24 protein-coding genes are annotated in these 25720 nt (G+C 61.0%); 12 read left to right on the forward strand and 12 right to left on the reverse strand.

Going from position 1 to position 25720, the window contains the following annotated elements:
* Nucleotides 1-29: 29 nt before the first annotated feature.
* Complete coding sequence (locus FHS64_RS07110) at nucleotides 30-803, reverse strand: tRNA1(Val) (adenine(37)-N6)-methyltransferase (RefSeq protein ID WP_167177191.1); 774 nt, start codon at nucleotides 801-803, stop codon at nucleotides 30-32.
* Nucleotides 804-945: 142 nt separating this feature from the next.
* On the opposite strand from FHS64_RS07110, the gene FHS64_RS07115 reads away from it, so the two are divergent.
* Complete coding sequence (locus tag FHS64_RS07115) at nucleotides 946-1920, forward strand: polyprenyl synthetase family protein (protein WP_341771125.1); 975 nt, start codon at nucleotides 946-948, stop codon at nucleotides 1918-1920.
* Between the two features lie 231 nt (nucleotides 1921-2151).
* Here FHS64_RS07115 and FHS64_RS07120 read toward each other — a convergent pair whose 3' ends face one another.
* Nucleotides 2152-3357, reverse strand: a complete 1206-nt coding sequence (locus FHS64_RS07120) for a pyridoxal phosphate-dependent aminotransferase (RefSeq protein ID WP_167177195.1) — start codon at nucleotides 3355-3357, stop codon at nucleotides 2152-2154.
* A gap of 122 nt (nucleotides 3358-3479) precedes the next feature.
* Between FHS64_RS07120 and FHS64_RS07125 the strand changes: the two genes are divergently transcribed.
* The 7 genes from FHS64_RS07125 to FHS64_RS07155 all read left to right on the forward strand — a co-directional run bounded on the left by FHS64_RS07125 (nucleotide 3480) and on the right by FHS64_RS07155 (nucleotide 10884).
* Nucleotides 3480-4172 (forward strand): TVP38/TMEM64 family protein, encoded by a 693-nt coding sequence (locus FHS64_RS07125; protein WP_167177197.1) that lies wholly within the window; start codon nucleotides 3480-3482, stop codon nucleotides 4170-4172.
* Between the two features lie 301 nt (nucleotides 4173-4473).
* Entirely contained in the window at nucleotides 4474-5514 is a 1041-nt protein-coding gene (locus FHS64_RS07130) for a rod shape-determining protein (protein WP_167177199.1), read from the forward strand.
* 107 nt (nucleotides 5515-5621) lie between these two features.
* Nucleotides 5622-6740 (forward strand): rod shape-determining protein MreC, encoded by a 1119-nt coding sequence (mreC, locus tag FHS64_RS07135; RefSeq protein ID WP_167177201.1) that lies wholly within the window; start codon nucleotides 5622-5624, stop codon nucleotides 6738-6740.
* Nucleotides 6737-7255, forward strand: a complete 519-nt coding sequence (locus FHS64_RS07140) for a hypothetical protein (RefSeq protein WP_167177203.1) — start codon at nucleotides 6737-6739, stop codon at nucleotides 7253-7255. Before mreC ends, FHS64_RS07140 begins: the two co-directional genes overlap by 4 nt.
* On the forward strand, nucleotides 7252-9246 hold the full coding sequence (gene mrdA / locus FHS64_RS07145; RefSeq protein WP_167177205.1) for a penicillin-binding protein 2: 1995 nt from the start codon (nucleotides 7252-7254) through the stop codon (nucleotides 9244-9246). Before FHS64_RS07140 ends, mrdA begins: the two co-directional genes overlap by 4 nt.
* A complete protein-coding gene (rodA, locus tag FHS64_RS07150) occupies nucleotides 9243-10400 on the forward strand; it encodes a rod shape-determining protein RodA (RefSeq protein WP_167177207.1) in 1158 nt (385 codons plus the stop codon). Before mrdA ends, rodA begins: the two co-directional genes overlap by 4 nt.
* Before the next feature lie 22 nt (nucleotides 10401-10422).
* Complete coding sequence (locus FHS64_RS07155) at nucleotides 10423-10884, forward strand: DUF6173 family protein (protein ID WP_167177209.1); 462 nt, start codon at nucleotides 10423-10425, stop codon at nucleotides 10882-10884.
* Nucleotides 10885-10926: 42 nt separating this feature from the next.
* Here FHS64_RS07155 and pip read toward each other — a convergent pair whose 3' ends face one another.
* Both pip and FHS64_RS07165 read right to left on the reverse strand, forming a co-directional pair.
* The gene (gene pip / locus FHS64_RS07160) at nucleotides 10927-11901 is read right to left on the reverse strand and encodes a prolyl aminopeptidase (RefSeq protein WP_167177211.1); all 975 of its coding nucleotides are present in this window, start codon (nucleotides 11899-11901) and stop codon (nucleotides 10927-10929) included.
* A gap of 30 nt (nucleotides 11902-11931) precedes the next feature.
* Entirely contained in the window at nucleotides 11932-12300 is a 369-nt protein-coding gene (locus FHS64_RS07165) for a DUF423 domain-containing protein (RefSeq protein ID WP_167177213.1), read from the reverse strand.
* A gap of 44 nt (nucleotides 12301-12344) precedes the next feature.
* On the opposite strand from FHS64_RS07165, the gene FHS64_RS07170 reads away from it, so the two are divergent.
* A complete protein-coding gene (locus FHS64_RS07170; RefSeq protein WP_243862844.1) occupies nucleotides 12345-13520 on the forward strand; it encodes an MFS transporter in 1176 nt (391 codons plus the stop codon).
* On the opposite strand, the gene FHS64_RS07175 is transcribed toward FHS64_RS07170, so the two are convergent.
* From FHS64_RS07175 to FHS64_RS07185, 3 genes are all read right to left on the reverse strand, one after another.
* Entirely contained in the window at nucleotides 13504-14121 is a 618-nt protein-coding gene (locus FHS64_RS07175; protein WP_167177215.1) for a hypothetical protein, read from the reverse strand. The genes FHS64_RS07170 and FHS64_RS07175 overlap by 17 nt on opposite strands.
* 83 nt (nucleotides 14122-14204) lie before the next feature.
* Nucleotides 14205-16661 (reverse strand): coiled-coil domain-containing protein, encoded by a 2457-nt coding sequence (locus FHS64_RS07180; RefSeq protein ID WP_243862845.1) that lies wholly within the window; start codon nucleotides 16659-16661, stop codon nucleotides 14205-14207.
* 172 nt (nucleotides 16662-16833) lie between these two features.
* A complete protein-coding gene (locus FHS64_RS07185; protein WP_167177217.1) occupies nucleotides 16834-17010 on the reverse strand; it encodes a hypothetical protein in 177 nt (58 codons plus the stop codon).
* A gap of 163 nt (nucleotides 17011-17173) precedes the next feature.
* Between FHS64_RS07185 and FHS64_RS07190 the strand changes: the two genes are divergently transcribed.
* Nucleotides 17174-18649, forward strand: coding sequence for a phospholipase D-like domain-containing protein (locus tag FHS64_RS07190; RefSeq protein WP_243862847.1), 1476 nt, complete (start codon nucleotides 17174-17176; stop codon nucleotides 18647-18649).
* Here the strand turns inward: FHS64_RS07190 and FHS64_RS07195 are convergent.
* The 5 genes from FHS64_RS07195 to folD form a co-directional block, all read right to left on the reverse strand.
* Complete coding sequence (locus FHS64_RS07195) at nucleotides 18646-19374, reverse strand: endonuclease/exonuclease/phosphatase family protein (RefSeq protein ID WP_167177219.1); 729 nt, start codon at nucleotides 19372-19374, stop codon at nucleotides 18646-18648. The two genes, FHS64_RS07190 and FHS64_RS07195, sit on opposite strands and share 4 nt — an antisense overlap.
* A 40-nt stretch (nucleotides 19375-19414) precedes the next feature.
* A complete protein-coding gene (locus tag FHS64_RS07200) occupies nucleotides 19415-20098 on the reverse strand; it encodes a TPM domain-containing protein (protein WP_243862849.1) in 684 nt (227 codons plus the stop codon).
* Nucleotides 20098-20922 carry a TPM domain-containing protein gene (locus FHS64_RS07205; protein WP_167177223.1) on the reverse strand — a complete coding sequence of 275 codons (825 nt, stop codon included), beginning with the start codon at nucleotides 20920-20922 and terminating at the stop codon, nucleotides 20098-20100. The genes FHS64_RS07200 and FHS64_RS07205 overlap by 1 nt, the downstream gene beginning before the upstream one ends.
* Nucleotides 20923-20934: 12 nt before the next feature.
* Nucleotides 20935-21615 (reverse strand): LemA family protein, encoded by a 681-nt coding sequence (locus tag FHS64_RS07210; protein ID WP_167177224.1) that lies wholly within the window; start codon nucleotides 21613-21615, stop codon nucleotides 20935-20937.
* A gap of 102 nt (nucleotides 21616-21717) precedes the next feature.
* Nucleotides 21718-22638, reverse strand: a complete 921-nt coding sequence (gene folD, locus FHS64_RS07215) for a bifunctional methylenetetrahydrofolate dehydrogenase/methenyltetrahydrofolate cyclohydrolase FolD (RefSeq protein WP_167177226.1) — start codon at nucleotides 22636-22638, stop codon at nucleotides 21718-21720.
* Between the two features lie 108 nt (nucleotides 22639-22746).
* On the opposite strand from folD, the gene FHS64_RS07220 reads away from it, so the two are divergent.
* Entirely contained in the window at nucleotides 22747-24543 is a 1797-nt protein-coding gene (locus FHS64_RS07220) for a PPC domain-containing protein (protein ID WP_167177228.1), read from the forward strand.
* Nucleotides 24544-24568: 25 nt separating this feature from the next.
* Nucleotides 24569-25618 (forward strand): type 2 isopentenyl-diphosphate Delta-isomerase, encoded by a 1050-nt coding sequence (gene fni, locus FHS64_RS07225; RefSeq protein WP_167177230.1) that lies wholly within the window; start codon nucleotides 24569-24571, stop codon nucleotides 25616-25618.
* Nucleotides 25619-25720 lie beyond the last annotated feature (102 nt).

Consider the following 25720-nt stretch of genomic DNA (forward strand, 5'->3'; position numbering starts at 1 on the left):
CGAAGTTAAGGCCTGACGTCTGGAAATGTTCACTCGAAATACAGATTGGATTCGCCGCGCAGAATGGCTTCGGCCTGCGGGGTGTGTTTGGGGCCTGTGCGGTTGTGCAAGATCAGCGGCGGCAAGAGGCGCAGCGGAGCCTTGCCGGTCTTGATGGCCTGAACCAGCACGCGCTTGGCCGGTTCGTCGGCAAAGGAATGGATAGGGCGGATGGCGAACGATCCGGCCTTGGGAGCCATCAGCCCCAGAATATCGGCCAGTCGGTCGGCGCGGTGGATCATCACCATGCGGCCACCCTCGCGCACCGACTTGTTGAGGAACTGTACCCATGCCTTCAGGCCGTGATCGGCCATCCACGCGCCGCGCTTTTCCTCCATCGGGGCGCGCATGGCACCCGGATCATCGAAATAGGGAGGGTTGGATATGGCCCAGTCATGCAGGGGCAGTTTCAGCGACTTGAAGCCTTCGCCGATATCGCCATTGATAATGGTGGCGCGATCGCCTGCGCCATTGATCATGACATTGTGCTTGGCCAACTCATAGGCGAACGGGTCGCGCTCGACGCCTGTCAGCACCAGTGACGGATGACGGGCCGCCAATTGCAGCAGCACGGCCCCCGCGCCACAGCCCGCTTCAATCAGGCTTTCACCGTTACGCGGCTGGACACAGGCGGCCAAAAGGGCGGCGTCCATACCCGCGCGATAACCGCGTGCAGGTTGGCGCAAAGGCACACGTCCGCCCAAAACGTGCGTTTCAGTGGAGGCAAGGGTAGTTTCTGGCATTGGTTCGGCTTGACCCGTCATGGTGCCGCTACCATTGTGCGCGCCATCGCTTCGGGGCAAGTCGAGGCGTGTGGATTTTAGGCAATTCCCCCATTTGCCTCTGACTTCGAAAGAGATTTTCGTGGACGCAGCTCTCGCCGTCGCACCGCGCCCTATGGGTGATGTGAATGCTCTAGTCACTCTGGCCAAGCCGGATATGGCCGCTGTTGATGCCTTGATCATCGAGCGTATGCAGTCTGATGTGCCGGTTATTCCGGCCTTGGCGGAACACTTGATTTCCGCTGGTGGCAAGCGTTTGCGCCCGCTTTTGACCGTGGCATCGGCCCGCGCCTGTGGCGGAGAGGGCGATATCGTCGCCGCCCGCAAGCTGGCCGCTTCGGTCGAGTTCATTCACACGGCAACCCTGCTGCACGACGACATTGTGGATTCGTCCGAGATGCGTCGCGGCAAGGTGGCGGCGCATCTGATTTGGGGCGCTGCTTCGTCGGTTCTGGTCGGCGACTTCCTGTTTGCGCGGGCGTTCGAGCTGATGGTGGAGACTGATTCCATCAAGGCGCTGGGCGTTCTGGCCACGGCGTCGTCGGTGATTGCCGAGGGCGAAGTGCTGCAACTGACCCGTTCGCATGATGTGAATCTGGACGAAGACACCTATCTGCAGATCATTCGCGCCAAGACGGCGGAACTGTTCGCAGCGGCCTGTGAGACGGGTGCACTGGGTGCAGGTGTGTCGGCCGAGAAGGTCGCGGCCCTGCGCGAATACGGCATGGCACTGGGCATTGCCTTCCAGTTGTCGGACGATGCGCTGGATTACGGCGCGACCTCCGAAGCGCTGGGCAAGAATGCCGGTGACGACTTTGCCGAGGGCAAGGTCACATTGCCGCTGCTGCTGGCCATCGAGCGCAGCAAGGGTGACGAAGATGCCTTCTGGGAACGCACCATCCATCGTGGCGACCGCAAGGATGGCGATTTCGAGCATGCACTGAAGATCATGCGCGGTACGGGTGCGATCAACGCCACGCTGGACCGTGCCTATGAGTATGCGGATCAGGCCAAGGCGGCATTGGCCATCCTGCCGGACAGCGACTGGCGCAAGGCGCTGGAAGCCGTCGCCGACTATGCGGTCAGCCGCGGGGCTTGATTTAACGCACGACGCTACACCTTCGCCATCCCCCGACTTGATCGGGGGACCCAGCGGCGCGCGGTAGCGCGAAAATACATGCACGTGGATGGCTTAAAGATCACCTTCGGTGCCGCTGGATCCTCCGGTCAAGCCGGAGGATGACGGCTGAGTTTGTCGAAGGTCTTGGGCTCAAAAGAAAAAAGGCGCTGACGGAAACCGCCAGCGCCCTGATCCTCGTCCGGGTTAGGATTATTTCAGCGAAGCGCAGAACTTCTGGATGCGGGTGCAGGCTTCGGCCAGCACGGCATCCGAGGTGGCATAGGAGATGCGGAAATAGGGCGACAGGCCAAAGGCCGAGCCCTGAACCACAGCCACGCCTTGGTCATTCAGCAGTTCGGTGGTGAAGACCTCGTCATTCTCGATGACAACGCCCGATGGGGTGGTCTTGCCGATCAGGTCCGCGCAGGACGGATAGACATAGAAGGCCCCTTCCGGCGTAGCGCAGGTGATGCCCTCGGCCTCGTTCAGCATTTTCACGACCAGATCGCGACGGGCTTTAAAGGCCTCGGCGCGCGAAGCCAGAAACTCCTGCGTGCCGTTCAGGGCTTCGACAGCCGCCCATTGCGATACCGAGGTCGGGTTCGAGGTCGTCTGGCTGGCGACTTTACGCATCAAGTCGATCAGCGGCTTTGGGCCACCGGCATAGCCAATGCGCCAGCCGGTCATGGCATAGGCCTTGGATACACCGTTGACGGTCAGGGTGCGGTCGTAAAGGTCCGGCGCAACCTGAGCGATGGTGGTGTACTCAAAGCCGTCATAGACGAGGTGTTCGTACATGTCGTCGGTCAGCACCCAGACGTGCGGGTGCTTGCGAAGGACAGCGGCCAGCGCTTCCAGTTCGGCAGCCGTATAGGCGGCACCGGTCGGGTTGGACGGGCTGTTCAGGATGATCCAGCGGGTCTTGGGCGTGATGGCGGCTTCCAGCACTTCGGGGCGCAGTTTGAAGCCGTCGGCTTCGGCACCGACCACCATCACCGGCTCGCCACCGGCCAGCAGCACCATATCAGGATACGAAACCCAGTAAGGGGCCGGAACGATCACTTCGTCACCCGGATTCAGGGTGGCGAGGAAGGCGTTATAGATGACCGGCTTGCCGCCCGGAGCGACGTGGATCTGGTTGGTTTCGTATTTCAGGCCGTTCTCGCGGGCGAACTTGGCCGAGATGGCCGCCTTCAGCTCCGGCATGCCGTCGGCGTCGGTGTATTTGGTTTCACCGCGCGAAATGGCGTCGATAGCGGCCTGTTTGATGTTTTCGGGGGTGTCGAAGTCGGGCTCGCCTGCACCAAGGCCGATGACATCGCGGCCCTCGCGTTTAAGCTCGCGCGCACGGGCAGTCACGGCCAGAGTGGCCGAGGGCTTGACGCGGGCGAGGGCGGACGACTGAAGGCTGGACATAGCTATCCCGTCTGAGGAAATGAACAAAAATGCCGGTAGGCGTGGCTAGATACGCATACGGGACCTATTGCACAATGTTTGTGCGCGTATGGCGGGCGACTTCCTTCGTTTGAGCGAGATTTATGCGACATATCGTCGATTTTTTGATGCAAATGGAAGGCAAGCGCTGGCGCGTCCTGCTGGCCGGTGTCCTTGTTCTGGCGGCTATCAGCCTCGTCTTTGCCGTGGGCAAGCAGCAGTTTGCCCATAGCGAGGAAGAGCTGGCCCTGTGGCTATCCGGCTATCGGGCAGGGCCGTGGGGACTGGTGGCGGCGATTGTGCTGTTCACGGTGGCGGCATTTGTCGGTGCGCCGCAATTTATCCTGATCGGGTTGTGTGTTCTGGCGTTCGGGCCGTGGCACGGCTTTACCTATAGCTGGATCGCGACCGTGGTGTCGGCGGCGGTCACCTATTGGCTGGGACGCGGACCGGCGGCCTTGTGGCTGGAGCGGATCGGCGGCGAAGGGTTCGAGCGCATGAAGGCCTTTGTCGGACGCAATGCGTTTGTGGCCAGTTTCATCATCCGCAATGTGCCCTCGGCACCCTTTATCGTGGTCAACTCGGCCTTCGGGGCGGTTCGGGCGGGGTTCTGGGGCTATCTGGCGGGATGTGCGCTGGGGGTTTTGCCCAAGACCGCCATGGTCGCCTTCTTTGGCGGGGGATTTATGACGGCGGTGAAGGGCGATGGCGTATGGACATCGGTCATTTTGTCTGTGATCGGGCTGACGGCCTTGGCGGTGATGCTGTGGGTGCGTGAAATCATCCGTCGCCGGTAAATCTCTTCGGTAAGCTTTGCCCTAGTGAAACAGGGTTGGATGTTCCTGAAAGGGATATCAATTCGCCTCATTGATGACGTAACTCTCATGCCCCTTTGACAAGGTGGTGATGGCAGTTGCTTAGGCGCTTGCAATCGTCGCTTCATAAGGGCAAACCGGACATTCGGTCGGCTGGCATACGATCATAAAGACTCGAGGCGCCTTCAAAGGGCGGATCGGGGATAGGGGTGTAGCCAGCGCAGACTCAATTTCTTTCTAGCGCCCATTCTGGCCCGAAACACACAAGCGGTAACCGACGCCCATGTTTTCACCCCTCTTCGGCATGATTTCCAACGACATCGCGATGGATCTGGGTACGGCCAATACCCTCATCTACATGCGCGGCAAGGGGATCGTCCTGAACGAACCGTCTGTTGTTGCCCTGCGCAATGTCGGCGGTCGCAAGATTGTCCACGCTGTCGGTCTTGAAGCCAAGCAGATGCTGGGCCGCACCCCCGGCCACATGGAAGCCATTCGCCCGATGCGCGATGGCGTCATCGCCGACTTCGAAGTCGCCGAGGAAATGATCAAGCACTTCATCCGCAAGGTTCACAACCGCAAGGGTTTCGTGAATCCGAAGATGATTGTTTGCGTTCCGTCGGGTGCTACCGCTGTTGAACGTCGCGCGATCAACGATTCCTGCCTGAATGCTTCGGCACGCCGCGTCGGCCTGATCGACGAGCCGATGGCTGCGGCTATCGGTGCCGGTCTGCCGATCCACGAGCCGACCGGCTCGATGGTTGTCGATATCGGTGGTGGTACGACCGAGGTGGCCGTTCTGTCGCTGTCGGGTATCGTCTATTCGCGCTCGGTTCGTGTCGGTGGCGACATGATGGACGACGCGCTGATCAGCTATATGCGCCGTAACCACAACCTGTTGATCGGTGAAACGACGGCAGAGCGCATCAAGAAGGACATCGGCACCGCCCGTACGCCTGCCGATGGCGAAGGCCTGCAGATCGAGGTCAAGGGCCGCGACCTGATGCAGGGCGTGCCGCGCGAAGTGAAGATGAGCGAACGTCAGGCTGCCGAAGCCTTGGCTGAACCCGTCTCGCAAATCGTCGAGGCCGTGAAGGTTGCTCTGGAAGCGACCCCGCCGGAACTGGCTGCGGATATTGCCGACAAGGGCATCATGCTGACCGGCGGCGGCGCACTGCTGCGCGGTCTGGATGCTGAAATCCGCGACCACACCGGTCTGCCGGTTCAGGTGGCAGATGATCCGCTGTCCTGCGTGGCTATCGGCTGCGGTAAGGTGCTGGAACATCCGTCATGGATGAAGGGCATTCTGGACTCCACGCTCTAAGCCTGGATTATCCGCTGGTGTAGGGGCCGATTTCGTGAGAATCGGCCTTTACTCTTTTCTCCCTTGTCGGCTCCGGTCGATTTGAACCCTTAGCAGGAAGGCTGGCCGTGGCGTTTCGCGACGGACCATTCGATAATATGAAGCTGCCGCTGGCGTGGGTCGCCGCGGTGGTTGTTGTCGTTGGTATGATCGCCAGCATCTTCATGCTGGCAGGCAGCAATCAAAAAGACGCCACGCGCGTCTCCTATATGCGCGCCGGTGTCGAAAATGCTGCGGCGCCGGTGGGCGAAGTTTTGTCGGCTCCGGTCCGCTGGACGGGCAATGCCTTTGAATATGTTCAGGGCTATTTCTTCGCCGTCTCGGAAAACCGTCGTCTGCGCCAAGAGATCGCCGAACTGAATGACTGGCGTGACGAAGCCATTGCGCTGAAGAATATCAATGGCCGCTACGAGAAGATGCTCGGCGTCCATACCGATCCGCCGATCCCGATGGTCACAGGCCGTGCCGTGACCGATGCGCGTGGCCCGTTTGCACGCGCACGTCTGGTCAATCTGGGTACGGGCGACGGCGTACAGGCCGGAAATCCGGTTCTCAGCGAACATGGCGTTGTCGGCCGTATCAGCGGCGTCAGTGGCCGTGTCAGCCGTCTTGTCCTGCTGACGGATGTGTCCTCGCGTATTCCGGTGATGGTCGAGCGCACCAATGCGCGCGCTATTCTGACCGGTGATGCCAGCCGTAATCCGCGTCTGGACTATGTGCGCGGTGTGAACATGGTGCAGGCCGGTGATCGTGTAATCACCTCGGGTGACGGCGGCGGGTTCCCGCGTGGTCTACCCATCGGCACCGTGGCCAAAAGTGTTGACGGTTCGTGGCGCGTAAAGCTTTTCAGTGAACGTGCGGCGATTGACTATGTTCGGGTACTTTTGTTCCAGGACTTCAACCAGTTGATCGACCCGTCGGCTATAACAGCACCGACCCTGTCTTCGTTGAATACGGCACCGGCACCGACGCCCCAGCAGGCCGCTGCGATTGCCGATGCCACCACGCGCCGCGCGACTGCTAACGAAGCCGCCGCCGAACGTGCGCGTCAGGCCGAAGCCCGTGCCGTTGCCCGCGAACAGGCCGAGGCACAGGCGAGAGAACTGGCCCGCCAGCAGGCCGCCACTGCGCCGGCTCAAAATACGGCGACACCTCCGGCACCCTCTAACGGGAATACAGGGGGATGAGGCGGCCGATTTCGGTTCGGGTCGTGGGTCCGTTGCAGTGGATCGTCTATCCGGCCCTGTTGACGGTTCTGGCAACCATAGTCCTGGCCACACCGCTGAGACTGTTCGGTATTGCATTGCCCGAGCCGGTGTTTGCACTGGTGCTGGTCTATGCGTGGCCGATGATCCGGCCTGCCGCTATCGGTCCTGTGGCGCTGATTGTTGTGGGCCTGTTTCTGGATATCTTCTGGGGCGGACCGATCGGCCTATGGCCGCTGTCCTTCCTGATTGCCTATGGCGGTATGCTGGTCAGCCGCACATTTATGTCCGGCCATGCAACGGTCATTAATTTCGTCCTCTATGTATGCTGCGTCGTCACGGTGTTTTTCGTGGCCTATGTGGTGACGGCTTTGCGTATCAATAATGCGCCCAGCATGCTGGCGCTTGCAGGACAGATGATCCCGACCTTGTTGTTGTTCCCGCTTGCGGACTGGTTCGTTCAGAAATTCGACGACAATGATGTGAGGTTCCTGTGAGCAGCGAACCGCAACTGTTCTTTACCGACGTCAACGAGCGGCAGGCCCTGTTCCTGCGCCGTACCGTTATTTTCGGGGGGGCGACCCTTGCCGGCGTGGGCCTGTTGGTTGGCCGACTGGCGCAGTTGCAACTGTTCCAGACGCAGCAATACGCCACGCTTTCGACCCGCAACCAGTTCAATTTCCGCATGGTGCCGCCGCCTCGTGGTCTGATCAAAGACCGACACGGGGTGACGATTGCGGGCAACCGGCCCAGCTTCCGTGTGCTGGTGGTGCGTGACGAGACCAAGGATCTGGACCAGACGCTGGACCTGTTGGGCCGCCTGCTGCCCGATACGCTGGAGCGTCGCCGCACCATTATCCGCGAAGTGAACGCGGCCCCGCGCTTCTCGCCGGTTCCGATCAAGAGCGATCTGACGTGGGAAGAGTTTTCCAAGGTCAATCTGCACGCTGCGGACCTGCCCGGTGTCATGGCCGACATGAACGAGGCCCGCTATTATCCGTATGGCGGGGCCTATGCCCACGTCGTCGGTTATGTAGCCAAGGTGTCGGACAATGACGTCAAGGCGATGCGCGAGCGGGGCGAGGAAATTCCCTCCATCCTGTACAATCCCGGCTATCGCATCGGACGTCAGGGCGTTGAAAAAGCGCTGGACGAGCCTTTGCGCGGCGAGGCGGGCGGTAATCGCGTCGAGGTCGATGTGCGTGGCCGCGTGGTGGCCGAGGATACGGCAGGCTCCAAACCGGCGGTGCAGGGTTCCGAGGTTGTTCTGACGCTGGATAATGATGTCCAGCAACGGGCGCTTGAGGTGTTTGGCGAGGAAGCAGGCAGTATCGTTGTCATGGATGTTCGCAATGGCGACATTCTGGCCATGGTGTCGTCGCCATCGTTCGATCCGAACCTGTTCGTGTCCGGTGTTCCAACGCGGATTTACCGCGCACTGGCGGACTATGAACGCCGTCCGCTGACCGACAAGGCGCTGGCGGGGACGTTTGCGCCCGGTTCGACCTTCAAGCCGGTTGTGGGTCTGGCGGCTATGAAGCGGGGTCTGGACCCCAGCCGCCGCATTGTCTGCAATGGCAGCTTCTATCTGGGCCGCCGCTTCGCCTGTCTGGGCCGCCACGGCGCACTGGATTTGCGCGGAGCGATCAAGGCGTCCTGCAACGTCTATTTCATGACGCTGGCGACCGAGATGGGGCCGGATGCGATTGCCGAGACATCGCGTGATATGGGCTTTGGCCAGACGTTTGATATCGGCATCAGCGGCCAGAAGGCCGGTCTGGTGCCGGATAGGGAATGGAAACGCCGAACCTATAGTGGCGAACAGAAGACATGGTTTCCGGGCGAAACACCCAGCTATGGCATCGGCCAAGGCGCGTTGACCGTGAATGCCTTGCAACTGGCGGTTTACACGTCGCGGATCGCCAATGGTCGCAAGGCGGTGAAACCGCGTCTGATCAAGTCTATCGGCGGCGTCGAGCAAACCAGTAGTGCTTTCGAGGACCTGCCTTTCGAGCCACAGATGCTTCAGGTCCTGCGTGACGGGATGGAAGCGGTGACGGCAGCAGGTGGTACCGGCTTCCGTAACAGCCAACTGGGTCTCGGGACCGTGAAAATGGCGGGCAAGACCGGTACGGCTCAGGCCCGCAACTATGGCGCGGGATCGCGCAAGGGCGCAGGTCGCCCGTGGGCAGAGAAAGACCACAACCTGTTTGTGGCTTATGCACCGACCGATAATCCGCGCTATGCTGTGTCGGTTATTGTCCAGCACGGCGGCTTGGGCGGAGGCACTGCCGGTGCGCCGCGCGCCCGCGAGGTTATGAAGGTGGCCTTGCTCAAAGATCCGGAAATGCGCGCCCGTATCGAGCAAGCCGGCTTTGAAGCGCCGGAGGATGCCGGTGCCCGCGAGGCCGAGGCGCGAGGCGAGCCGATAGACAGCCCTGTCATCGACGCCGCCGCCCCGCCGCCGCTTGTGGAGCCTGGACAATGACTTCATCTGCCCTGACACGCCCCGGTGAACGCGAGCGTTTGTCGGTCAAGCTGGCCCAGCTGGACTGGCGCGTGATCGGTTTGCTGACGTTCCTGGCCGGTGTCGGTACGCTGATGCTGTATTCTCTCGGCAAGTTGTCGTGGGAACCGTGGGCGGCCAAGCATCTGATCCGTTACGGTTTCTTGCTGGTTGCACTGATCTGCATGGCCATGATCCACCCCAAATGGTGGTTCCGTTCGGCCTATCCGCTTTACGGCGTGCTGTTGATCATGGTGGCGCTCGTTGACTTCACCCCGCTGGGCTATACGGCGGGCGGGGCGAAGAACTGGCTGAATCTGGGCGTGATCCGCATCCAGCCCGCCGAGTTTATGAAGATCGGTCTCGTTCTGGCATTGGCGCGCTGGTATCACAGCCATTCGGCGCAAGAGGCCCGCTGGTCATGGAAACTGCTGATACCGGCTGGCATGATCGGGGTGCCGTTCCTGCTGGTTGCGGCCCAGCCCGACCTTGGATCGGCCATGATTATCGGCCTGACCGGGGCGGCCATGATGGTGATAGCGGGCTTGAGCTGGCGTGTGATTGGCGCAGCCGTAGCTGCAGCCGTAGCCTTTATTCCGCCGTTCGTTCTGTTCGTCATGCACGACTACCAGCGCAATCGCGTGTTGAACTTCCTGAACCCTGAAATGGACCCGTCGGGGACCGGCTATAATATCATCCAGTCCAAGATTGCTGTGGGCTCGGGGGGCTTGCTGGGCAAGGGGTTCGGCCTCGGTAGCCAGAGCCAGCTGGAATTCCTGCCGGAACGCCATACGGACTTTATCTTTTCGACAGTGGGCGAAGAGTTCGGCTTTATCGGCTCGTTCACTGTGCTGGTCTGCTACGCGATCCTGATCCTGATTGCCCTGCGGATATCGAACCTGTCGCATAGCCATTTCGGGCGTATTGCAGCGGCAGGCATGATCGCCTTCTTTGCTCTGTTTGTACTGATCAACGGGGCGATGGTGATGGGCTTGGCGCCTGTGGTCGGTGTGCCGATGCCGTTGCTGTCCTATGGTGGCTCGTCGATGATGACGGTGATGATCGGCTTTGGCCTGATCATGTCGGTTCACGTTCACCGTTATGCCGAACTTTCCAAAGGCAATGGCCTGATCTGATCCACGGGGTTAGGGTAGGGGCATGAGTGAAACGCCGATACCCAAGGCCGATCCGGCCATGTTCTCCGATTGCGGCGCAACGCCGTGCCCGCAGCCTATGACCGCCGATCCGGCCAATGCCAAAGCCGTTCAGGACATGAGTGTCCGCATGCGCGACAATCCTGCCGAATGGGCTTTTGTACGCCTGTCCAAGATGATTCAGGAGTTCGAGGCCAATCTCGACAAGGACGAGGAGGTTGGCGTGCGCGTGGTCGGTTTGCCCGGTGACGGCACCATGCAGATTCTGGATGTCGGTTTTTGGGGGCCGGACCTGATCATGTTCTTCGGCCGTAATCCCGATGGCAAGCCGGTCCGTCTGATCCAGCACTATACCCAGATCAATGTGGTCCTGAGCGCGATGAAGAAACCGGAAGACCAACCCGAGCCTAATCGCATCGGGTTCCGACTGGACGAGATGGTCAAGAACACCAACCCCGCCGAATAGAGAACAAGCCCTGCGGATATCCGCAGGGCTTGTTTTTTGGGCTTACTGTTTGGCCGCCCAGTCGGTGGCGCGAACCAGACTGTCGATGATACCGGGTTCGCTGGAGGCGTGACCGGCATCGGCAATGATTTCCAGCTTGGCCTCGGGGAAGGCGCGGTGCAGCGCCCATGCGCCGGATGCCGGTGTGACCACATCGAAACGGCCTTGGGCGATCCATGTCGGGATGTGGCGGATCTTGTCGATCTGGGTCAGCAGCCAGCCATCGCTTTCGAAAAAGCCCTTATTGGTGAAGTACCAGTTTTCGATACGGGCAAAGGCGACGGCGAATTCGGGGTCGGCGAATTTGTCGGGCGTTGCGGTCGGGCCTGCGGCACTGACGGTGTTGCCCTCCCATGTGGACCACGCCACGGCGCAGCGGTTACGCTCTTCGATATTGTCGCCCGTCAGGCGCTTGTAATAGGCCGCCATCAGGTTGCCGCGCTCGGCCTCGGGGATCGGGGCAAGAAAACCTTCCCACAGGTCCGGCCAGATCATCGACGCCCCCTCCTGATAGAACCAGTGCAGTTCTTTTTCCGACATCAGGAAGATACCACGCAGCACCAGTGCCTGTGTGCGCTCGGGATACATTACGGCATAGGCCAGCGACAGGGTCGAACCCCACGACCCGCCGAACACCACCCATTTGTCGATGCCCAGCATGTCGCGGATGGCTTCGATGTCGGCGATCAGGTCCCACGTCGTATTGTCTTCGAGGCTGGCATTGGGGCGCGACAGGCCGCACCCGCGCTGGTCCAGCATGACGATGCGATAGACCGCCGGATCGAAATAGCGACGCATACCCGGATTGACCGCGCCACCCGGTCCACCGTGCAGAACAATGACCGGCACGCCATCGGGATTGCCGCTCTCTTCCCAGTAAATCTCGTGGATGCTGCCGGTCTTCAGCCAGCCGTGATTGTACGACTCGATTTCGGGATACAGGTCACGGCGCGGGGTAGGGATCGCAGGAAAGGCCATAGGATTGAGCTTTCGGTCTTGGGGTAAATATCAGGCAACAGGCGAGGGGCGCACAGCCCGCCACGCCAGTACCAACCAGCCGATAATCATCAGGGTTCCGCCAACGGGGGTGACGGCACCCATATAACGCATACCGGCCACGGCAATCAGCAACAGTGTGGTGCAGAAGATCAGCCCGCCGCTGGCGGCAAGCCATCCGGCCACACGCCCCGCACGGCCAGCCGCTGGCCAGATGGCCAGAACTGCCGCCATCAGGGCATGGACCATTTGATATTGCCCGCCTGTGGTCAGAAGCACCTTGGCCTCGGGCGGAACACCGTGTGCGCCAAAGGCACCGACGGCGACGGACATTGCCCCGTTCAGGGCGGCAAACAAAAGCAGGTTGCGGCTGAAGGTCATGGTCTATTGTCTAGACCACATATCGCGCCGAGTCTGCTATCGGCATGCGTATGAGTTCGGCACCACGCACAGCACTGCAATACATCCTCCTGTTCGGCACCAGCGGGGTGACGCTGCCTTTTGCCGGACTATGGTTCAGGTCACAGGGGATGAGCGGGGCCGAGATCGGTGCCTTGCTGGCCCTGCCGATGCTGGGGCGGATTGTGTCCGGTCCTTTGCTGGCCGTATGGGCCGACGGGTTCCGGTTACGGCGTACAGCGATTGCCATTCTGGGTCTGGCCATGGCGGTGGGCTATGGCACGGCAGGTCTGGTCGATAATTTCTATGTACGGGCGCTGTGCTGGTTCGTCGGCGCGACGGCGGCGGCGGCCCTGATCCCGCTCAGCGATGTGATGACCCTGCGTCTGTCACGACGCGAGAACTATCCGTTCAGCCTGCCGCGCGGATGCGGATCGCTGGCCTTTGTGGTGGCCAATATCGGTATGGGCGCGCTGCTGACCATGATGCCCGCAGATATCATCATCGTCTGGATCGTCAGTTCCAGTGCGCTGATTGCGCTGACGGCATGGCTTTGTCTACCTGCCGAGCCGGTGCAACTGGATGGAGCGCAGGTGTCTAAACTGGCCCGTTTTCAGGGGCTGGGGCGACTGGCCAAAAACCGCGTCTTTGTCTGCGCCATTCTGGGGATCGGGGCGGTACAGGCGGCGCACGGATTCTATTATGGCTTTTCGGCCATTGCCTGGAAGGCGCAGGGCATTTCCGAAAGCATGACGGGGCTGTTGTGGGCCTTCGCCGTGGCGGTTGAGATCGGCTTCATGTGGGTGGTCGAACCGTGGCGCAAGCGTAAGGGCTTTGGCGCATTCCCGCTGTTGATGGTCGGGGTATCGGCGGCGATTGTGCGCTGGGTCCTGATGGCGATGGAGCCGTCATTCTGGTGGTTATGGCCGTTGCAAACCCTGCATGCCCTAACCTTTGCCGCGACCTATCTAGCCGGTGTGGAAATCGTCGAGGCCCTGTCGCCGCCCAAGGATCACACGGCGGCGCAGACTCTGTCATCGGTCGTGGCGGCGGGCTTCTTGATCGGTCTGGCAACCGCCGCTTCGGGGCAGTTGTATGATGCCTTCGGGGCCCATGGCTATCTGGCGATGGCCGGACTTGCGGCGATGGGCGGCCTGTTCGCCCTGTCGGTCAGGCGGCAGGTTATCAGCGCGCTGCGTTAAAGCGCGGCGCGTGCGAAAGGTGCTGTGTCATCACATGGACAGCACTCTTGATCGTGTGGGCGATAGCGGTTTCGGGCATGGATTTCGGGAAACGGATCAGGGCAACCGCCGGTGTCTCCAAACGCTCGTCCAGCCGCGTGAGGATTTCATAGAGCAGGCGGCTGCCATCATCGGCTTCGTTTTCCGACGAGGCGACGATCGAAACGCGGGCCTTGGTGACGGCTTCGAGAATCTGGCCCGCGGGAGCCGTCGCACGCACAACGCCGGGACCGTCCTGTGACAGGCGCTGACCGTTCTTTTGAGGAATTTCAGCGCGCAATTGTAGGCGGGCCGGTCCCTCGTGCTGGGTGCGCCCGATCAACAACAGGGCGCGGGCGTCCTGATGATCAAGCTGATCGGCAAGGTTTTCGGCCAGAGCCGTGATGTCCGCAGCGGATTCGACCAATTCGGTGCGTATGCCTTCGGGTTGCCACGGCACACCGGACAGGTCTTCGACCATATCCCAGACAGGATCGGTTGCGGACCAGTTGCATACCAGCAAAAGGGGGCGGCGATCCTGATCTTGCGACCGTTCGTCAGAGATATGCGTCGATATAGCCATGCTAGAAGCTACTCCTGCCCGAGGCCGCCGGAAGGTTGTGTGCAGACGGTGTAGTGGTCAAGCCCTGAATAGGTTGCGGACTATCAGCGAGTTTCGTTGAGTGCGGCATCATAAATCATAAAGGCGCGACCTTCGTCACTGGCCAGACGATTATTGACGCCGTTCTGGTCGTCACCAAGATCGGCCAGCAGGCGCGCATAGGCATCAATAAAGCGGTTGATGTCGCGATGCAGTTCCTGATCGGCCACGACGCGGCGATTGACGCTTCGGACAGCGGCCGGTGCGACGCGGCGGACAATCTGGCGGGCGCGAACCACATCGTCACGCGACAGGGCAAAGGCCACATCGTCGATGCGTGCGCGCGGCAGAAGCGCGTTGGGATCAACACCCATGCGGCGGATCGAGGACACAGCCAGTTCGCTCAGGACATGCAGGGGAACAGCCGGTTCCTGCGTCTGGCGCGGTGCCGGTTGCCAGTGAAGCGGCGGCTCGGGCGCAATCTCGACCTGAGGCGCGACCGGCTCATGCAGCGAAGCCGGACGCAGCGGAATCCGCATTGGATCATCATTGACGATAGAACCGGAGGGTTCGGACGGCATGGGCGAGGTTTCGGCCTTGGGTGTGCCGATCAGGCGGACAGCCTCGTTGACCATCTCGTAGTTTTTACGGACGCGATCCTGGAAGCCCATATCCAGAGCCTCGGCCTCGGCGGCGGCGCGCCGCGAGGCGTCGTTCAGGCTGGCAAGGCTTTGTTCGGCACTGGTGCGCACGGCGGCCATGCGCTGGGCCGTTTCTTCGGGCAGGCGGGCGGCACGGTCATCGAGTTCGCGTACCGAGCTTTCGATCTGGGCCAGTGCATCGGTCATGCGACGGGTTAGGGATTCCAGACGCGTCATGGCCTCCATGCCGGTCTGGTCCACCATCTTGACGGTCTCATCGACAATGCGGCGGGCACCGGCAATGCGGGACTCGGCGGCATCATCGGCCTGACGGGCGGCATCGAACAGACTTTCGCCCAGACGATCGGCGCGGATCTGGGCCTGTTGCAGGGCCTGTTCGGCCAGTTGACGCTGTTCGACAGAGGCACGGTTGAGGGTTTCGACCGCGATACGGGTTTCGTTCAACAGGCGTTCGCGGCTTTCGGCAGCCAGCATTTCGAACTTGTCGAGCGACAGCTTGGTGGCGGCGTCGAAGCCGTCGGCCTCGCGCTGGGACATGCCGATCAGGGTGCGGAACTGGTCCAGCACAGCCTCGGTCTGGGACTTGATGGCCTCGGCAATCTGGTCGCCGGTCAGGTTCAGATCATTGGCCGCCGTGCGGGTCTGGCTGAGTTGGTCGACGAACTGGATGCGCTGGTTCTCGATCTGGGCGGCAAAGCCTTCCTGATCGTTGCGCAGGCTGTAGGCGGCATTCACAAGCGCGGCGCGTTGCTGGCTGAGACCGTCTTCGACCGCCTTGATCTGTTCGGTCACGCCGCTGCCTGCGGTTTCCAGACGCTGGGTCTGGCGCGACAGGTCGTCGGCGGCAAGGCGGGCAGCGTCTTGTGCTTCGTTGGCAGCAGCAGCCAGATCGGCGGCGCGGGCGGCGAGGGCGGCTTCGGCTTCGCGAAGTTGGGCCTGAGCGAGGTCAGAGGCATCGGCCACCATCTGGGCCTGACGCTGGACGGCTTCGGCAACCGACAGCGCCTTGCTGTCGAGGGTGTCGCCGAGGGTGGCCAGTTGCTGGCGCTCGTCACCCATAGTGCGGGTGATATTCTGGGTCGCGACCTGCGCCGTGCGGGCGGCATCGGTCAGGCGGGTCGCTTCGGTAAGCAGGCTTTCGCGCAGCTTGGTCAGTTCCTGACGGGCGCGTTCGGCCACATTGGCGGCTTCGTCGATGTCGCTGCGCAGGGCAGAGACGATGTTCGAGGTCTGCTCGGCACCATAGACCGTCGGGGCGACCATGGCATCGGCCAGTTCGCGTGCCCGGCGGTTTTCCTGTGCCAGCAAGCCCCCCAGACGCAGGGCGTGGGCCAGCATGAAGAACAGGCCGACAGGTGCAATTGCAATCAGCGCATAGACCGCCAGACGGATCGGCTCCAGATCAACCATGCCCGAACCGAACTCGTAGGCGAACCATGAGGCAATGCCGCCAGCCCACATTCCGGATGCCAAAATCGCTAATAAATATACAGATTTACCGGAATTTTTTGATTTGGACTTTGAAGATTTCGAGACCTTGGTGGCCGATACAGACGGACTGGTGGTCTGTGGTTTGGTCAGTGCGCCATCGCTGGCTTCGTCCAGAGGGGACAGGAACTGGTTCTGGCGGCTGGCCTCGGCTGTGCGCTGTTCGGCCAGCTTTTGCTGCTCGGCCAGACGGCGACGCTGACGTTCGGACATCGGGTGCGCATAGGGATCGATCTCGGCACTATCCGAAGCCGGATCACCAAGGGGTGCATCCACGATGGATGCATCACTGGCCGTGTCAGGCGATGGGGTGGTTGTGACCTCGGGTGCAGCGGTATCTGACGAGGTTTCAGGCCGTTGTGGTGAGGTCATGGGCGTTCGATTTCGGTCTTTCAGCGCCAGTCGGCACGGTCCAAGCTGTGACCCTAACCGCTGGACACACGGTCGCAAAGCCGTAACCGCCTGAAAGCGGCTCAGAAAAAGTGCAAAAGCCGAGAAATCCGGCGGTTAAATTGAAAAGACCGCGAAAACGCGGCCTGTCGTGTCAGCAATCGGGTGAGGCGAGTGGAGGTGTTTCCTGATCCACCACATCGGCAGCGCTTGGCAAGCGTTTGATTTCCATAGGCTGGGAGTCACGATTCATGTCGATGCCCAGCTGTGACATAGCCATAGCCGCCAAAAAGGCCACAATGCCTGCAAGGAATTCAACGAGCAGCTTCATATCTAAAGTCTGCCAAAATACCGATGATAAATCAATCGGAGATTGCGACCTGAAATCAAGAATATGGGGTATGGAACCTTGTCATTGGTTTGTCGCTGTTTGACAGTCAAACTGGGTTTCGCATTCCGGGTGAAGACCGGCTGAATCATGATGGGGAGGGGCCATGCTGCGTCAAAGCGTTTATGACCACTCTTTGCTGGATGAGGGTTCTGCCGTCTGGCGCAAGGGTATGGCGGATCGGCTAACGCCTCTGATGGAGAACGACACCTATTTCGCGGCGCTTGAGGCGGCGATCGAGAAGGCGGAGAAGTCCATCCTTATTCTGGGCTGGCAATTTGATCCGCGCACCCGATTGGACCCGCAATCCCCGATAGACCAGCGTCGCTTTGAAATCGGTGACCGCCTGAAGGCCATGGTGCGTGACCGGCCTGAACTGTCGGTGCGGTTGCTGATCTGGCGCTCTCCGTTGGTGATTGCGGCCTCACAGGGCTTTTATCCGCACAAGGCGCTCAAGCTGTTCAACAAGCGGATTGTCGAGTTGCGACTGGACGGTGTGGGCATATTGGGGGCCTGCCACCACCAGAAGGTTGTCATTATCGACGACAAGATCGCCTTTTGCGGCGGTGGGGATATCTCGGTCGATCGCTGGGACGAGGAGGGCCACTACAGCGGTGATCCGCGTCGCTGTATGCCGTCCGGCCTGATCCCGTCACCGCGCCATGAATGGATGTGCGTTGTCGATGGTGATGCGGCGCGTGACTTGGCGCAACTGGCTCGCGAACGCTGGAAACAGGCCTGCGGCGAAGACCTGCCATGGGTTGAAACCGACCATGATCCGTGGCCGCAGAATGTGGACGTGGCGTTTCAAAATATCCCTGTCGGCATTTCGCGCACCGAGCCTCAACTGAAAGACCGTCCCGAAGTTCGCGAGAACGAGACGCTGCACCTTGAGGCCATCCGCAGGGCGAAATCGCTGATCTATATGGAGAACCAGTATTTCACCTCGCCCTTACTGGCCTCGGCGATTGCCGATCGTCTGGCCGAGCCGGACGGGCCGGAAGTGGTGCTGGTTTCGACAGGGCGCAGTCCGTCATGGTTTGACGGGCTGACGATGGATACGGCGCGGGCCGAGGTGCTGTGGCGGCTGGAAAAAGCCGACGCCTATGACCGTTTCTATGCCTTCTATCCGGTGACGACACTGGGCGACCGCATCATTGTGCACGCCAAGATGACCATCATCGACGACAAGCTGATGCGGATCGGTTCGACCAATCTGAACAACCGTTCGATGGGGCTGGATACCGAATGCGACCTGTCGTTCGAGGCGACGAATGAAGAGGAGATGGCGCGTATCCGCCATTACCGCCAGCATTCGCTGGGCCATTTCATCGGCGTATCGGCCAGCCATTTTGCCGAGGCCGAGAGCCTGATGGGCTCTATCGGGCGCTCGGTGGAAACCTTCGGCGCGTCACGCATGAAGCTGATGGGACAGCGGCGACCGACGGGCGTCGAGCGCATGTTTGCCGAGTGGCAGCTTGGCGACCCGCTGTCCTCGCGCGATGCGTGGCGGCCCTGGATGCGCCGTCACCTGTCACGTAGTACGCGACCTGTCTCTGAGGGCGGTAAGGCGGCGGGCTAGGCTGCGATCTGGAAGTCGATCAGCAGGGGCAGGTGGTCGGATGCCACCCGCGCCAACGGCGTCGAGGGTGTGTAGATCTTCTCGATGCGGATATGCGGACTGACAAAGAAGTGGTCGATCCGGATGGCGGGGAAGCTGGACGGAAAGGTTTTAACCGACGGCCTTAGCCCCAGTACACGCTGGGCATCCTTGAGGTGTTGGGTCAGGATGCCATAGGGGCGTGTGATCGAGGTCGCATTGAAGTCACCGGTCAGAATGGTCGGGCCTTTGCAGTTTCCCACCCAGTCCTTGCCCGCCAGTGCGCGGGCCTGACGACGCTGTTCATTCGGGACAAGGCCGAAATGGGTGTTGAGCACATTCAGCTTTGTGCCGCCGACATCGATTTCGGACCAGATCGCCCCACGCGGTTCCAGCCCGCGAATACCTTTAACGGTCGGCAGGCTGTCGGCCTTGACCAGACGGTCGGGCAGGTGGGTCAGGATGGCATCGCCATATTCCTCGCCCTCGATTGTCATGGCGGGGTGGAACCGCGATGACATGCCCAACAGACTGGCCAGTTCCGAGGCCTGATCCACGCCATTGGTGCGGATACGCCGGACATCCAGTTCCTGAAGGCAGACGATATCGGGGCGCTCGGCAGCAATCACCTCGGCAATACGGGCGACATCAAGCTTGCGATCCGTGCCGATACAGCGATGGACATTATAGGTAAGCAGTCTGGGCATGACCGTTTGCAAACGTCCGCAGGCTAAGAAGGATCAATTGTCAGAGAACGATCAGGTGATCGGGCACTTCGTTGACATCATCATGGCGAGGCGGAAATTTCTCGGCCAGAGCCTGACCGCACATGGCGATGGCGTTTTCCATGCCGGTGATCGGATCGCCCTGTTTGATGTGCTTGACCAGAACCGAAACCGTGCTGCCCCAGAACTCGGGCGAGGTCTGGGTATAGATGCCGGTATCGGCAATCACCTCGACCTCGTGGTCGGCCATGGCGGCAAAGATCAGCACGCCTGTGCGGTCCACCGTGGCATGTAGCCCATGGGCCATGAACTGCTGCAGGGCCACACGGCGCACACGCGAGCGGCGCACACGTTGCGGCACCATCAAAAGCCCGAGGAACGGGATTTTGCTGAGCAGATACACACCGATAAAGGTGATGACCTGTGCCAGTGCATAGGCAGTCAGGGCGCGGTTGACCTCGTCGGACTGGCTGGCTGCGTGGGCGACCTGCCAGTCATTGCTGAAGCCGAACCAGTCGCCCGACAGGCCGAGCGGGATCAGGACGGCAGGCAGGATCAGCGATGCCGCCGCGGCCCATGCCATACGGATATCGCGATAGGTCGAGACCTGCCGCGAGATAACGCAGAAAATCTCGCCGCTGGTTCCGGCCTCGGCCTTGGCGATAGCGGCTGAAATACGGGCGTGATCGTCCGGGGTGAAATCCATTACCAACCTCCCGAAGCGCCGCCGCCGCCGAAGCCGCCGCCGCCTCCACCAAATCCGCCACCGCCGCCACCGCCGCGTCCACCACCGCTGCCGCTGCTGGATGCAATGGCGGCAATGATCTGGGCCGTGGTCCACAAGACGGCACCGGCACCGTCTGCAGCACCTTGCATACGGCGGCCGCTGCCGGCGCTGGCTGCACCAATGACCGAGCCGATAACAAAGATGGCACCGAAGACGCCGATAATAATGATCAGAATACCTGCACCCGATCCGCCTTCTTCGACCTGGGTCGCCATTTCAGCGGCACGCGCGGCGGCTTCTTCGGGATCAAGCGTCAGTTGATACGAAATCTGGTCCACACCGGCGTTGATGCCGCTGTAATAATCGCCTTCGCGGAAAGGCGGCAGGATATAGTTCTGGATCGTCAGGGCCGAGAAGGCATCGGTCAGAATACCTTCGAGCCCATAGCCGACCTCAACCCGCACCTTGCGGTCATTGGGGGCCACGATCAGCAAGGCACCGTTATTGGCTTCTTTTTGGCCGATGCCCCAGTGACGGCCCAGCTGATAGCCGTAATCGGCAATATCGTAATCGTTGAGGCTGGGCAGGGTGACCACGACCAGTTGGTCTGTGGTCTGCTGTTCCAGAATAGCCAGTTTCTGGGTCAGCTCGGCTTCCTGCTGCGGGGTCAGGATGTCGGCATTATCGACAACCCGCCCCGTCAGGGCCGGAAACTGGATGCCCGTTTGAGCAAGGGCCGGAAGCGGCAGTGCCGTTCCCAACCACAAGCCAAGGACAAACAGAAGGGCAATGGCCCTTTTCATGCAGGATGCGCCTTAGTTGCCGGTGGCCGGAGCGGCAGCAGGTGCTGCACCCGGCGTTACAGCAGGTGCAGAGCCGCCCGGTTGGGCCGCAGGGTTCAGGCTGTCAAAATTGACGCTCGGCGCGTTCTGGGCTTCGGCCGTCGCGGTGAACAACTGCATGGGCTTGGAGCCGCTGTGCAGGGTCTTGGCCCAGATGATGTTCGGGAAGGTCTGCAAGGTGGTGTTATAGGCGCGCACCGCTTCGTTATAGTCGCGGCGGGCGACGGCGATGCGGTTTTCGGTGCCTTCCAGCTGCGATTGCAGAGCGATGAAGTTCTGGTTCGACTGAAGTTGCGGATAGGCTTCGACCGTCATCATCAGGCGCGACAGGGCGCCCGTCAGCTCGCCTTGGGCGGCTTGATAACGCTCGAACGAGGCGGGATCATCGGCATTGACCGTGACGCTGGTGGCCTTGGCGCGGGCCTCGATGACATTGGTCAGGGTGGTGCGTTCCTGAATGGCGGCACCTTGAACGGTCGAGACCAGATTGGGGATCAGGTCGGCGCGGCGCTGATACTGGCTTTGCACATCAGCCCACTTGGCCTCGGCGTTCACCTTCTCGGTCGGGATGGTGTTGTAGCCGCACGCACCCACAGCCGGGGCCATAACGATTACAGCGGCCATTGCGGCCATACGGGGGGAGATAGCAGCCATCTGTTTCCTCCTGTCGGTCACTGTGACCAAACCAGAACTATAGGAGTGGGGTCTAACGGGCGGGGTTTGCAAGAGAAACCCGACCGCCCGTGACAAAAAAGATCAGCCCAGTTTTTCGGGCGTGGCACCGACAGAGCGGCACGCCGCCGTATAGGTATTGGCCAACAGGCAGGCGATGGTCATCGGACCGACACCACCGGGAACAGGCGTGATGCGACCGGCAACCTGTGCGGCCTCTTCATAGGCGACATCACCGACCACGCGGGTCTTGCCCTCGGCGGCCTTGACCGGATCCTTGGAAGGGACACGGTTGATGCCGACGTCGATGACGGTGGCCCCTTCCTTAATCCAGTCGCCCTTGATCATTTCGGGGCGGCCCACGGCGGCGACCAGAATGTCGGCGGTGCGGCACAGGGCCGGAAGGTCTTTGGTGCGCGAGTGGGCGATGGTGACGGTGCAGCTTTCACCCAGCAGCAATTGCGCCATCGGCTTGCCGACAATGTTGGAGCGGCCAACGATGACGGCATTCATGCCCGACAGATCACCCAATTGGTCCTTGAGCAGCATCAGGCAGCCCAGCGGGGTGCACGGCACCAGACCGTCCTGACCCACAGCCAGACGGCCCGCATTCACAACGTGGAAGCCGTCCACGTCCTTGTCAGGCGAGATAGCGTCCAGAACAGCATTGGAATCGATGTGCGCGGGCAGAGGCAGTTGCACCAGAATGCCGTGGATGCCGTCATCGGCATTCAACTGGGCAATCAGGGCCAGTAGTTCTTCCTGCGTGGTGGTGTCGGCAAGACGGTGCGTATCGGAGCGCATACCGGCCTTCAGGGTCGTCTCGCCCTTGTTGCGGACATAGAGCTGGCTTGCGGGGTCTTCGCCCACAATCACCACGGCCAGACCGGCCTTGACGCCGTGCGAAGCGATCAACCGTTCAACGGCACCGCCCACGCGGGTCACGAGGGTTTGGGCAAAGGCCTTGCCATCAATAACTGCGGCAGCGGCATTTTCGGTCGCCATGACGGGAACTCTCCTTGGGCGAAGGAACTGATTGAGATGCTGGCGATTTACAGCCACCCCGGTTCGGCGTCTATGATGCCACCACCAAAAATGGAAAGTCTTGTCTTTATGCGCTCATCCTTCCTGTTGACCGTCAGTACGATTGTTTTGCTGGCCGCCGCGCCGATGGCAGTGGCACAGACTGACGGCGGAGCGATCCGTATTGGCGATCGCGTTGACGGCAGCACAGGAACGCTGGGCCGCGATTACCAACTGGATCTTCGCGAAGGGCAGGGCGTCGAGATCGTTATGCGCAGCAGCGACATCGATTCCTTCCTGTCGATCTATGGACAGGATGACCAGAGCGAGGCGCTGGCGACGGACGATGACGGCCTGGGCGAAGGCTTCCATTCGCGCCTGCGCTTTTATCCGCAGCAGTCGGGCGTTTTCACCATCAGGGCCGAATCCATCGACGACAGTGATGGCCAGTTCCAGCTTTCGGTGACCGCATGGCAACCCGAGCGTGTCCGCTCGACCAGCATCCGCAAGGGCGGCAATGCCAGCGGTCGTCTGAATGCGCGTAGTCCGCAGACGGATTCCGGCAATCGCTTCCAGCAATATCGCCTGACACTGGCGCAGGGCGAGCGCGTCGATATCTCGGCCCGTTCGGATGATCTGGATACGATGCTGGCCATAGGTCATGACAGTCCTGCCTTCACGGCGCTGGCCGAGAACGATGACTATTCGGGCGATGGCTTGAACTCGCGCATTATCTTTATCGCGCCGGAAGCGGGGGCCTATGCCATTCGCGTTTCCTCCTTTGGCAATAGTGCCGAGGGGCGTTTTGATCTCAGCATCGCCGAGCCCAAACCGATGGCACCGGCCCGTCCGGTCACCCTGGGCGAGCAAACTTCGGGTGAACTGACCGACAAGACCGATACGGGTTTTGGAGGCGTGACCGCAGACCGCTATTCACTGGTGGCTGCTGCGGGCCATCCCCATGAAATCAGCCTCGGCTCTGATGATTTCGATGCCTATCTGGCCGTCTATGATGCCAATGGAATCGAACTGGCCACCGATGACGACAGCGGTGGCAGCCTGAATGCCAGCTTGATCTTCACGCCGGAGAAGGATGGCGAATACATCATCGAGGCGCGCGCATATGGCAGCAGCAAGGGCAAGTACGACCTGCTTGTCGAAGCTGTAGAGCCGCCGCCCGCGCCGTTTGCCCTGCCGATGGACGAGGAAGTCGAAGGCGAACTGACCGATCATGATGCGCGGACCAGCGCGTCAGGCCGCTATGACGGCTATGTCTTCAGCGCCACCAAGGGACAGCGTTTGCAAATCACGCTGACCTCCGCTGATTTTGACGCCACGCTTGAAGTCGGCTCGGCAGAAGGCACGTTCAGCGCGCTGGCCAGCGACGATGACGGCATGGGCAACAGCACGGATTCGCGTCTGGTCTTCGAGGTGCCGGAAGATGGCGACTATGTCGTGCGCGCCTCCAGCTATGGCGGGGATGGTCGCGGAGCCTATGAAATCCGCTTGATCGACCGTGGACCGGCCCCGCAGGCGGGCAGTCTGCTGGTGGGTTCAACCGTGCGTGGCTCGCTGAGCGAGTACGACAATACGTCGGAGGGCGGCATGATGGGTTCACCCTATTATGACGACTATCGTTTCACCGCCAAAAAGGACGAAAAGCTGCGCTTCATTCTGGTTGCACCGAAATTTGACGCTGTGGTCATGGTCGGCAGCGGCGAGGGTGAAGAGTTCAACGTCGCCAAACAAGATGACGATGGCTTGTCCGATACCCATTCGCGTCTGAATTGGACGGCACCGCGCGATGGCGACTATGTGGTGCGCGTAACGAGCTTCGGTTCCAACTCGACCGGCGACTACTCGCTGATCGTGGAGCCGCAATCCTGAGCGTTTGAATAGTAGGCTTTCCTGCATGACGGTTTCCCCCGACCCGACGCGCATACATTTGACGCGCAAGGACCAGCATCTGGATGTGGTGCTGGCTAATGGGGGCCGTCATGCCTTGGCCACCGGCTTTGATGACTGGCGCTTTGTCCACGAAGCCCTGCCGGATATCGATCATGCCAAGATCGATCTGGGCGTAGATTTCCTGCGTTACCGTTTGCGGGCACCGTTCCTCATCAGTGCGATGACGGGCGGACCTGCGCGGGCCGAGGCGATCAATGCCCGACTGGCCGAAGCAGCCCAGCATCTGGGCATTGCCTTGGCGGTCGGCTCGCAACGGGCGGCACTGCATAGTGATGAAGCCGTGGCAGGACTGGACAAGGCCTTGCGCCATCGTGCGCCCGACACGCCCATTCTGGCCAATATCGGCGCGGCGCAACTGACGCGAGGATTTGGCCGCGATGAGGCGATGCGGATCATCGATATGATCAGCGCCGATGCTCTGGTCGTGCATCTCAACCCGCTACAGGAAGCCTGCCAGCCCGAGGGCGACCGTGACTGGTGGGGCGTGGGTGCGGCGCTGCATGCGCTGATCCGCGATCTGGATGTGCCGGTCATCATTAAGGAAACGGGGGCCGGTATATCGGCCCTGACGGCGCAAAAACTGGTAGCCATGGGGGCCGCCGGTATTGATGTTGCAGGCGCAGGCGGCACCAACTGGGCGCTGGTTGAAGGCGCGCGCGGAGAGGGCGAGGATGCACAGGCTCACGCCGCCGCCTTTGCCGATTGGGGTATCCCCACCGCCCGCGCCATTGCCGAGGCCCGCAACGCCTTGCCGACAACCTTGCTGATTGGATCAGGCGGTGTGCGTCATGGCGTCGATGCGGCCAAGGCCATCCGTCTGGGTGCCGATGTCGTCGGCGTCGCTGGTGGTGTCATTCAGGCCGCCACCCAGTCCACCGAGGCCGTCATCAGCCATTTCCAGACCATGACACGGCAATTGCGCACCGCCTGTTTCTGCGTCAACGCCCCTAGTCTAGAACACCTGAAACGCGTCCCGCTTTTGCCCGTGCGTTAAGGGGGACTATGAGTAGTCCGAAATCTAAAGTGGCCTCGCCATTATTAGCGAGGCCAACATGCGGGCGATAACGCCGACATCACCTTCGGCGTTCATAACTTC

The organism is Brevundimonas terrae, from assembly GCF_011761985.1.
Lineage (GTDB): Bacteria > Pseudomonadota > Alphaproteobacteria > Caulobacterales > Caulobacteraceae > Brevundimonas > Brevundimonas terrae.